At 56.1% G+C, this 9,513-nt stretch carries 10 protein-coding genes; 3 read left to right on the plus strand and 7 right to left on the minus strand.

Annotation, left to right across the window (positions count from 1 at the left end; all coding sequences use genetic code 11):
- Positions 1-139: 139 nt before the first annotated feature.
- Positions 140-1,441: an MGDG synthase family glycosyltransferase gene (locus PMX21_RS09400; RefSeq protein WP_271759229.1), complete on the minus strand. Its 1,302-nt coding sequence runs from the start codon at positions 1,439-1,441 to the stop codon at positions 140-142.
- Between the two features lie 117 nt (positions 1,442-1,558).
- On the opposite strand from PMX21_RS09400, the gene PMX21_RS09405 reads away from it, so the two are divergent.
- Positions 1,559-2,497, plus strand: a complete 939-nt coding sequence (locus PMX21_RS09405) for an NAD(P)/FAD-dependent oxidoreductase (protein WP_271759230.1) — start codon at positions 1,559-1,561, stop codon at positions 2,495-2,497.
- Between the two features lie 152 nt (positions 2,498-2,649).
- On the plus strand, positions 2,650-3,261 hold the full coding sequence (locus tag PMX21_RS09410) for a DUF1836 domain-containing protein (protein ID WP_172677984.1): 612 nt from the start codon (positions 2,650-2,652) through the stop codon (positions 3,259-3,261).
- A 74-nt stretch (positions 3,262-3,335) separates the two neighbouring features.
- On the opposite strand, the gene PMX21_RS09415 is transcribed toward PMX21_RS09410, so the two are convergent.
- From PMX21_RS09415 to PMX21_RS09440, 6 genes are all read right to left on the minus strand, one after another.
- On the minus strand, positions 3,336-4,202 hold the full coding sequence (locus tag PMX21_RS09415) for a DegV family protein (RefSeq protein ID WP_271759231.1): 867 nt from the start codon (positions 4,200-4,202) through the stop codon (positions 3,336-3,338).
- Between the two features lie 164 nt (positions 4,203-4,366).
- Entirely contained in the window at positions 4,367-5,494 is a 1,128-nt protein-coding gene (locus PMX21_RS09420) for a coiled-coil domain-containing protein (RefSeq protein WP_271759232.1), read from the minus strand.
- A gap of 32 nt (positions 5,495-5,526) precedes the next feature.
- Positions 5,527-6,057: an adenine phosphoribosyltransferase gene (locus tag PMX21_RS09425; protein WP_161160295.1), complete on the minus strand. Its 531-nt coding sequence runs from the start codon at positions 6,055-6,057 to the stop codon at positions 5,527-5,529.
- 40 nt (positions 6,058-6,097) lie between these two features.
- Complete coding sequence (gene ftsR, locus PMX21_RS09430; protein ID WP_118227236.1) at positions 6,098-6,976, minus strand: transcriptional regulator FtsR; 879 nt, start codon at positions 6,974-6,976, stop codon at positions 6,098-6,100.
- Between the two features lie 3 nt (positions 6,977-6,979).
- The gene (locus PMX21_RS09435; RefSeq protein ID WP_006236002.1) at positions 6,980-7,414 is read right to left on the minus strand and encodes an FHA domain-containing protein; all 435 of its coding nucleotides are present in this window, start codon (positions 7,412-7,414) and stop codon (positions 6,980-6,982) included.
- A 66-nt stretch (positions 7,415-7,480) separates the two neighbouring features.
- On the minus strand, positions 7,481-8,185 hold the full coding sequence (locus tag PMX21_RS09440) for a CDP-alcohol phosphatidyltransferase family protein (RefSeq protein ID WP_040359866.1): 705 nt from the start codon (positions 8,183-8,185) through the stop codon (positions 7,481-7,483).
- A gap of 581 nt (positions 8,186-8,766) precedes the next feature.
- Here PMX21_RS09440 and PMX21_RS09445 point away from each other — a divergent pair.
- Positions 8,767-9,513 (plus strand): hypothetical protein (locus tag PMX21_RS09445; RefSeq protein WP_271759233.1); only part of this gene is annotated, 747 nt, incomplete at its 3' end.

Consider the following 9,513-nt stretch of genomic DNA (forward strand, 5'->3'; position numbering starts at 1 on the left):
TATCTGCTAGTACGTTAACGCAGCTTACCTGTGGGAGGCCCCTATATATCGTCCCACGCGCAGTTTCGCAGCGCAGCGAGAATGTTTGAGCATGGGATGATATATAGGGGCCTCCCACAGGTAAGCGGACAGTCCAATGCTAGCGGATATGCGCGGGTTTTTCGCCCCAGTAGAAGCGGCAGAAGGCTCGTTTGCGCTTTTGGGGCTTGCCTACGAGCTCCATGGTTGCGATGGCGATGTCCTCGGCTGCGCGTGGACGGCGCAGCACTTCGCCATTGATGAGCAGTGCCTTGAGCGACTCGGGATGATCGTGGAGATGGCGTAACGTCACGATGAGTTCTCGTGCGGTGGTGACATGCATGCTGGCGCCCATGCCGGTGAGCATCGTGGTGTTGGCCTTTTCCTGGCCGTATGATTTGCCCAGCAGGATCATCGGCAGATGTGCGCACAGGCACTCGGTGACGGTGAGTCCGCCCGATTTGAGGATTGCCAGGTCGCAGCCGTGCATGAGGGCCGCCATGTCGTCCACGTAGTCCAGAACCGTGACGTTTTCGAGCTTCATGGCGTCGAAGAGCGTCTTGAGGCGGGTGGCGTATTCCTCATCCTTGCCCGGCAAAAAGACAAAGTGCATGTCCTCGAAGCTGCGCAGGAAGGGGAGTGTGCGGTCCATCTCCGCGCGAAAGCGAACGTACGGTTGAGGCAAACTGGCACCGGCCATCACCAACACAACGGTCTTGTCAGCGGGGAGATTGAACTTCTCGAGTTCTTCCTCGCGATTGTAGTCCGTATCAAACCCGGCGCGAATGGGGATGCCTGTAATGCGGATTTTGGTCTCGGGAACTTTACGGGGGCGAAGTGTCTCGGCCATAAATTCGTTGGCTACGCAGAACAGATCGGTGTCCTTGTGGGGCCAAAAGCCTTCGACTTCATAGTCTGTTGGTACGCAGATGACGGGATAATCGATACCCGTGATGACGCGGGCACCCACAGCGACGTTGGCCGCCGTGATGTGTGTTGCGACCACGGCTATGGGCCTGCGGGTGCGGACATATTCGTTGAAGGCAGGGAACATAATACGTGACCATGCCGTGCCTCCGCCCCAGAGCAGATGTCCCGTAAACGTGTATCGCCAGGTTAGGTCATATATGGGACGCGTGGCGCCGGTAAACGACGCTGCTGTTTTATTACCATCGAACCTAATGCGTCCAAAATCGAGGATATCCAGGACTTCGATCTCAACATCCTCAGGGATTCCCTTGGTGCCGCGGATAAGGTCAAATGCTTGTGCAATCGCGTTGGCGGCGGCTTTGTGGCCCGATCCAACCGATGCGTGTACAATGGTTACTAGGGGTTTTTGTGCAGGTGAAACGGTCATTTGCTCCGGTTGGGGAGTGCTTTGCGTTGGCAGGGGAGCGTCGTTGCTCGTCTGCGTTTGATCCATCGATAACTCCCCTTCATCTTTGTTTCGCAATGAATCATTGTAGTGCATGAGTGTCACGTTCGCCTAAATTTGGGTATGAGCGCAAAGAACGCCAATCTTTCGACAGGAGGTCTCTTCATGACTACCGATCAGCCGATCGATGTTGCGATTATCGGTGGCGGCCCTGCGGGCTATGCTGCGGCCATTTATGCGGCGCGCTCCAACCTAACGACGACCGTGATTGAACAGGGCATGTCGGGAGGGCAGATCGCCACAACCAATGAGGTCGAGAACTATCCGGGCATTCCGCTGCTGAGCGGTGCTGAACTTGGTGAGCGGTTCCAACAACATGCTGAAGGCTTGGGGGCTCAGGTTGAATGGAGTATGGTGACGGGCGTCGACTACGATGCCGATGCAGCGCTGTTTACGGTGCATCACGATATGGGCGATACGCTGGCCTCGAGCGTTATCGCTTGCATGGGTGCCATGCCGCGTCCGGCAGGTTTCGCTGGCGAGGATACGTATCGCGGTCGTGGCGTTTCATATTGCGCAACATGTGACGGCATGTTCTTCCGCGGCAAACAGGTCTTTGTAATCGGTGGTGGCAATTCGGCATGCGAAGAGGCTCTGTTCCTGTCAGAAATCGCCAACAGCGTGACCATCGTGCTGCGCCGCGATCAGTTTCGTGCGCCTGATGGTGTCGTTCAGAAAGTACTCGCAAAGGACAATATTACAGTTAGGTACCAAACTAGTATTGTGGAGCTATCGGGCGAAGTCATGCCAACGACGATTACCTTTAAGAACAATGCATCCGGCGAGACTCATACCGAGTCATTTGAGCCCGGCTCGTTTGGCATCTTTGTCTTTACCGGAACGCAGCCCCATACCGAGCTCGTTGAGCATTTAGTCGATCTGGCGCCTGATGGCGGCATTCTGACTGATGAATCCATGGCGACCCGCACGCCAGGTCTATTTGCCGCTGGCGATATCCGTTCCAAACGTTTACGCCAGGTTGTGACCGCTGTTTCGGACGGAGCCATAGCAGCAACGAGCGCATACGCGTTTCTCCGTGGATAAGTACGATAATATATCTTATGTAAGGTTGTTATTGATTAACTAAATGGCGGGACGATGCATCAGTGCGCTGTCCCGCCATTTTCTTGCCGGCTATGTGGTATGCAAAACTAGATAACGTAGAATACAATATAGAAAATGAACGGAGGACCTTTATGAACCACGTTAAACACGTTATTCCGATGTCTGATTCGTCGGTCAGCATTAAACCTGAGGATATTCAGCCCACTGTGCTGCCTGATGCATTTATTCAGTCCGATATCGTGCGCAAACTTAATACGTTGAGTCTGCCGCGCTATGACCAGTTGCCCAATGTGACGCTCTACCGCGACCAGGTCATTGAGTATGTTGCGCTGTGGATGGAGCCGCTGTCCCTTTGCGTTGAGCAGCCTATCATTACGCCATCGATGATCAATAACTACGTAAAGGTTGGCCTGGTGCCTGCTCCGGTCAAAAAGCAATATGGCCGCGAGCAGATTGCCCGCCTGATCGCTATCTGCATCTTTAAGCAGGTGCTACCTATTGCTGCGGTGCAGGCACTCTTTAACATTCAGCGTTTGAGCTACGATGCCCCGACGGCCTTCGATTATGTAGTCGATCAGCTCGAGGCATCGATTCGTTCGGCGTTTTCCGTCGAGCAGACGCCGGTTCCCGATACGGCGCATCAGGTAACGCGTGAGTCGCTGCTTGTGCGCAGTGCGGTTTCATCCTTTGTTTCGAAGGCTTACTTGATGAGCTATCTCAAGTTCAACGGGTTTAATAGCTAGCCGACGTATAAAACGGGCGGGACAAAGAGCCATCTGTCGCTTTGTCCCGCCCGCTTTTTTTGCTTGGTTGGACTTTATTTGCCCGAAGCTACGCCCATGCCGTAGCCGATGATCAGGCCGTGCATCTCGGCGTAATAGGAATCCAGGCCGTTGCAGGGCATGATGATGGTCTTGGAGCCGGGCCAATGTTCGACTATGCGATCAGTAAGCGCCTGGGCTCCAGCTTCGTTCTCAACGTGATCGATGATGACCTCACCGCCCGTAAAGCCCTCGGCTTCCATAGTGTCGATGATCTTGTTGAGCATCTTCTTTTCGCCACGCGTGTGCCCGACGAGTTCGATTTTACCGGCCTCACTCGCCGTGCCCAAAATGCGGATATTGAGCTTGTTGGCAATGACGCCGGCTGCCTTAGGGATACGTCCGGCTTTGGCGAGGTTTTCGTAATTGCACAAACTGAAGAGGATTTTGCTGTTCTGCTCAAGGCTATCGAAGTATGCGCAAGCGTCCTCGAATGAGACATCCGGATTGCTTGCAAGATAGCGGTCGAACAGCAAGAAAATGAGATCCATTTTGCCGCCAGCTGCGCGTGAATTGACTAGATGAATCTGTCGGTCGGGCTCCTCGGCAAGAACCATATCGCGAGCCGTGGCTGCCGCATTGTAGCTGCCCGACACGCCCTCAGAGATCGGCATGCAGATGGTCTTGTCTGCCAATTTGAAGAGCTCGGCCCACTCCCCTACGCTGGGACAAGCGCTCGAAGAAGCGTTCGTCTCCGTCTGTACAGCGCAGTTGAGCTCATGCACATCGAGCGAAAGGTCATCGACGAATTCACGCTCCCCCACTCGAATTTTGAGGGGCGCAAATGCAAAGGTGGTATGGGGTGCGGTCGGTTGCCAATCGCGGAGGTTGCAGCTTGAATCGGAGATAAGTGCCCAGCTCATAGAGGGTCCTTTCTAATTGTTCCCATACAATTATAGCCATCTTGCAGACCGATTGGGCCGCTATCTAGTATTCAAAACTAGATAGCGGACTGCACTAAAGGCAAAAGAATGGACCCCATGACTCAAAGCCACGAGGTCCATATCCGTTTGCTTTATCTGAATACTTAGTAACGCACGAAGATATAGTTATTGTTCATGCCGGCGGCAACGGAGCTGATGATAACACCCGTGTTGTAGTCGGAAGCATGAATCATCTGACCACCACCGATGTAAATGCCGGTGTGGTACGAGTTGACCACAACGTCACCGGGCTGCGGATCGGACACACGCGTCCAGCCCATAAAGGTACCCGTGGTGCCCAGGCGGCAATAGCGACCAGTGAGGCAATAGCTAACAAAACCAGAGCAGTCGAAACTGTTCGGGCCAATTCCGCCCCAGGAATAGGCGCAACCAAGCTTGCTGTATGCACGCGAGACAACAGAACCGCCATCGACGGACTGGCTCGGAGCAGAAGGCGTCGGAGCCGGAGCAGGCGTGGAGGGCTGCGGCGTCGGAGCAGGTGTCGGCGTGGGCGCCGGAGTGTTGCCGCCCTGGTTGTTGTTATTGCTGGTCTGGCCACCGTTGTTGGTGTTCTCGGTCGTACCGGCAGTCTCGTTGCTCACCGTGGCCTTCTCGGCGGTGCTGGCGTTGATGCCGGCCTGCAGCGCGGCGTTGGCCTCGGCCTCTGCGGCAAGCTCGGCCTGCAGCTGCGAATCCAGGGAGTTTACGACGTTCTGGGCTTCAGCCTGCTGGGCGTTAAGCTCGTCGACCTTTTTCTGCGTAGCGGCGACGTTCTTTTCCTGCTCGGCCTGCTTATCGGTGAGCTGCTGCTTAAGCTCCTTGACCTCTTGAATGGTCTGAGCTTGCTTATCGGAGACTTTGCCGTAGTAGAACAGACGGTTGAGCATATCGCTCAGGTCATCGACACCCGTCAGAACCTGAAGCAGGCTCAGACCGCCGGTTTTGTACTCGCCGGCGACATAGGTTGAGAGCTTGGCCTGACCATCGGCGATCTCCTGCTGCTTTTGCGTGATCTCGCCGGCAGTCTGATCGAGCGCCTGCGTCTGCGTGGCGAGATCATCGTAAATCTGCTGAGTTTGGGTACCGATCTGCTCGAGCTTCGTACGAGCAGCGGCAAGGTCGGATGCGGTATCGGCGTAGGCAGGAGCCGCGAGGCCCAAGCCCAAAACACAAGCGAGGGTTGCCGTAGCAGCGCAGCGTGCCATGTTTTTATGCGTGTTTGCTGTGCGCATGTAGCTTCCTTTCCAGTAACTAAGGGTAACGGCTAGTCCACCGTCACCAGGCTAAAGAGCTCCACATCGTCATCAGACGGCGTGAGCTTCTCGCGCGGGTTGAGAAACGCAAGCTCAAGGATACAACCGTAACCGACAAGCTTTGCGCCCATATCTTGCACCAGTTTACCTGTTGCCTCGACGGTTCCGCCCGTCGCGACCAAGTCGTCCAGAATCAACACGGTATCTTTAGAGCTGATAGCGTCGGCATGGATCTCAATTGAATCGGTGCCGTACTCGAGCTCGTAGCTCTGGCTTACGGTCTCGCGCGGCAGCTTGCCCGGTTTACGTGCGGGAACAAAGCCGGCGCCAAGGGCTACAGCCACCGGTACGCCAACCATAAAGCCGCGAGCCTCGGGACCCACGACCTTGGTGATTCCCATGCCGGCAAAGTGCTCGGCGAGGGCATCGGTCATGGCTTTGAGCGCCTCGGGATTGCCAAAGAGCGGCGTGATGTCTTTAAAGATGACTCCGGGCTCGGGATAGTCGGGGATGTCGACGATTTGAGATTCGAAGTCGTACATTACATGACCTTTCAATGGGTTGCCGAAATTTCAGCAGCGGTTATTTGCCCGCGGTGGCGGTGCCGGATTGCGAAGGGGCGACGACCTTGAGCGGCTTTACGAGAGAATCCTCGTGCGAAGCCGGTGCGGCTGTCTCTTCGTTTTTGGCCTTGGTGGACTCGGAGCGAGTGATTTCCTCATCGAGTGCATCGATGTCGGCGTCCTCGACCACGGCGTTGAGCGACTCAAAAACGCGGTTCTTGAGCAGCGCAGTGTGCACACCTTCCGTCAGGTCGTGAAGCTTCTTAAACGCACGCTCGAGCTTGGCGTCGCGCTCGTCATCGGAGGTATCCATTCCGAGCATGCTCACGAGCACCTGCTCAAACATCGAGGACTCGCGGTTGGCGGAAGACACGTACTGGCGCAGGTTGCGCGGCTCGATATGGAAGCGTGACAGCTCGGAGCAGTAGCGGATGATCGGGAAATCGCGACCATCGACGAGCTCACGATTCTGCGGACTCTTGATGATGCGAATGAGGTCGTTCTCGGCGAGCGAACGGATAAACGAAATCTCGACGCCCAGCATATCGGGAATGGTCTCGATGGGATGCAGCTTTTGCTTAGTCTCCTTGGGCTCCGTCTTGAGCGGAACATCGGACAGCAAGCCCACCTCGTAGGCGAGCGTTGACAAGTCCGTGGCGTTTTCCAAGCGCTGCTTAATCACGTTGAGCGGCATGTAGCGGGTCTTCTGCAAGTGCAGGATGACCTCCAGGCGATCAACGTCCTCCTTAGAGTACTGACGGTATCCCTTAGGCGTACGATGAGGGGTAATGAGCCCCTCATCCTCTAGAAATCTAATTTTTGAGTTCGAAAGATCGGGGTATGCGCCTCGAAGTAGGTTGACGACTTGGCCGATACTCAGATAGTTGCGTTCGGCCATGCCCTACTCACCGGTTTCGATGCGCTCCGGCGTGCTCTCGTGGTAGATGAGCGTAAACGTACCGATCTGAACGGAAGAACCGTCGTGCAGCGGGGCTGCATTGACAATGGCACCGTCGACCCAGGTACCATTGAGCGAGCCCAGGTCCTCGATGCGAGCGCCGAGGCCCTCGCGAATAATGCGCGCGTGGCTGCGCGAAACAGTCATGTCGTTGAGGAAGATGCCGTTCGCGGGATCGCGGCCGATGGTGGTCACGTCGTCCTCGAGCTCAAAGGCGGCACCAGTCTGCGGACCCTTGACGATGGACAGAACGGGGGCGGTGATGCGCACGTTGGCCATGAGGTCGGGAACGGTGACGTCGCTTGAAGGCACGCGGAATACGCAGGTAGCGTCAGCAGTCTTATCATTCTGAGGCATATTGTTAACCATGTTGTCCATGACAACCCCTAACTTATCGCGGACGTGCCGCAAATAATGAACCGTACGTAATCATACCCCAACGAATCAGTCTTCGATTTCAGGGTTCAGAAAGTCGATGTCCTCGTCCTCGGGATGCGCGAGAGCCTGTTTAATGGCCACTCCGCCCTTAATGGAGTAGATGACAGCCGTGAGCATGGAGAAGATCACGCCGCCGTACACAAAGAAGATGCCGAGGGGCACCGAGCTTCCGTTGAGGCCCGGGAAGGCCGTAAGGGTTGAAGATAAAAGGTGCAGGCCGTCAATAACGGGGAAACCGAGCAGCATGAGTGAGAAGCCGGTCATGAGCAGCGCTGTGGCAATCTTCCCGGGAAAGACCACATCGATGGGGCGACGGTGATAATGACGCACGATAAGCGTGCCGATGCCCAGATAGATGTCGCGGCCAATAATGAGTACGCAGACCCAGATGGGCAGCTCTCCGCGGACCACCAGTCCCAGTACGCCGGTGAACAGCAGCGCACGGTCGCAAATGGGATCCATGACCTTGCCGAGCCACGAGACCGTCTTAGTCATGCGGGCGATCTGACCGTCCATCCAGTCGGTGGAGGCGGCAACGGCGTAGATAACGATGGCGATGACGCGGTTGTTATCCGTCACAAACAGGTACAGAAATACCAGGGTGAGGATCAGGCGCGTAAAGGTGATGAAATTGGAGATCGTAAAGATCTTATTCGACGGGTAATCGGAAGTGCCGATAAGCTCCTTTTTGATCTTCTTTTTGATGCCCACAGGACTCCCCCGCTGGTTAACGACAAAACTTTCGATACTATACCCGTTCCGGCGATGTCCTATCCAGCGCAGCCATAGAGAGTCCAGACATGTGGAAGGTGCTTTTAGGCGGCGGGGGATTTCGCATTCGTGTACATCAGCCTCCAAACATATCGATTTTGGTGGCTGATGTACACGTTTTGATTCTGTGATTACATCGATCGGGAACGTTGTTGCTTTAAGCAAAATAATCATGGTGATTAAAAACAAAAAAGGTCAGGCACTAGGTGCCTGACCTGCAAACTTCTGGTCGGGACGACTGGATTCGAACCAGCGACCCCTTGACCCCCAGCGAGGTCAGAATGACCCTGACCTGTGCTTATTTTGTTAAAACACGCGCAGATAGCGCAAGTAGCGCATTTCCGCATTTGCAAATTTTACCAGCTCAGCGCGGTCTGTCCAGATAGCATATTTTCGGCTTCGAGGAGCGCGGTGCAGCCGATGATTTAATCAACGGGGGTAGGAGCCCCGAATCGTCGCCTCTCCGGGTTCCCGCAGGTGGGCCCGCCTGTTTCTAATCAACTGCGGATTTAGGAGCAGACATGCAGAACGAGAAATGCAGCAATAAAACCTTACGCGTATGCGGAGCCGGCGGCGTGAGGAAGAACAAGGGCAAATGGCAGGCTGTCGTGACGGTGGCCGACGAGATGACCGGGAAGAAGGTCCAGAGGACCAGGAACACCCGCGTGCCCTGCCTGAAGCAGAGCGCGCGGGGAAAGGCGGCGGCGATGCGCGTCCTCGCGGAATTCAGGTCGGAGGTCGAGCTGGAACTCGCCGAGGCCGAGGAGGCGAGGGCCGCTATCGGCGCCGGGCTTCCCGCCGAACAGCGGGATGACTACGCCGCGCTGCCGCTTTCCGAGGCGCTCGAGAAGTTCATCGACTTCTGCCTGGAGATGAACAGGATCACCCCGACGACCCGCGACGACTACCACTACAGCGCCCTGCACATCGAGCGAGACGAGCTGGGTCTGGTCCCCGTGAACGAGGTGACGACCGACGACGTCAACGCGTGGTCGAGGCGCAGGATCGCCCTGGGCACGGCGCCGGACACGCTCAACAAGTCATTCAAGCTCGGCAAGCGGCTCTACGCCGTCCTGCTGAAGCGCAGCAACGACACGATCGGGAGGAACCCGTTCGACGGCGCCCTCGCGCCCAGGGTCATCGCCAGGCCCAGGAACGCGCTGCGCTCCGACCTCGTGCCGAAGCTCAACTTGGATTGGCAACATCTATTTGGACGATTCCGGGAGGGACAGCCCCGCTTCCCTGAACTCGACCGGCGACATGTAGCC

Origin of the sequence: Collinsella aerofaciens, assembly GCF_028209885.1 — a bacterium.
Lineage (GTDB): Bacteria > Actinomycetota > Coriobacteriia > Coriobacteriales > Coriobacteriaceae > Collinsella > Collinsella aerofaciens_BA.

Coding starts and splice junctions, on each gene's coding strand:
- PMX21_RS09400 (WP_271759229.1), bottom strand. CDS start 1,441: ATGGATCAAACGCAGACGAGCAACGACGCTCCCCTGCCAACGCAAAGC.
- PMX21_RS09405 (WP_271759230.1), top strand. CDS start 1,559: ATGACTACCGATCAGCCGATCGATGTTGCGATTATCGGTGGCGGCCCT.
- PMX21_RS09410 (WP_172677984.1), top strand. CDS start 2,650: ATGAACCACGTTAAACACGTTATTCCGATGTCTGATTCGTCGGTCAGC.
- PMX21_RS09415 (WP_271759231.1), bottom strand. CDS start 4,202: ATGAGCTGGGCACTTATCTCCGATTCAAGCTGCAACCTCCGCGATTGG.
- PMX21_RS09420 (WP_271759232.1), bottom strand. CDS start 5,494: ATGCGCACAGCAAACACGCATAAAAACATGGCACGCTGCGCTGCTACG.
- PMX21_RS09425 (WP_161160295.1), bottom strand. CDS start 6,057: ATGTACGACTTCGAATCTCAAATCGTCGACATCCCCGACTATCCCGAG.
- ftsR (WP_118227236.1), bottom strand. CDS start 6,976: ATGGCCGAACGCAACTATCTGAGTATCGGCCAAGTCGTCAACCTACTT.
- PMX21_RS09435 (WP_006236002.1), bottom strand. CDS start 7,414: ATGGACAACATGGTTAACAATATGCCTCAGAATGATAAGACTGCTGAC.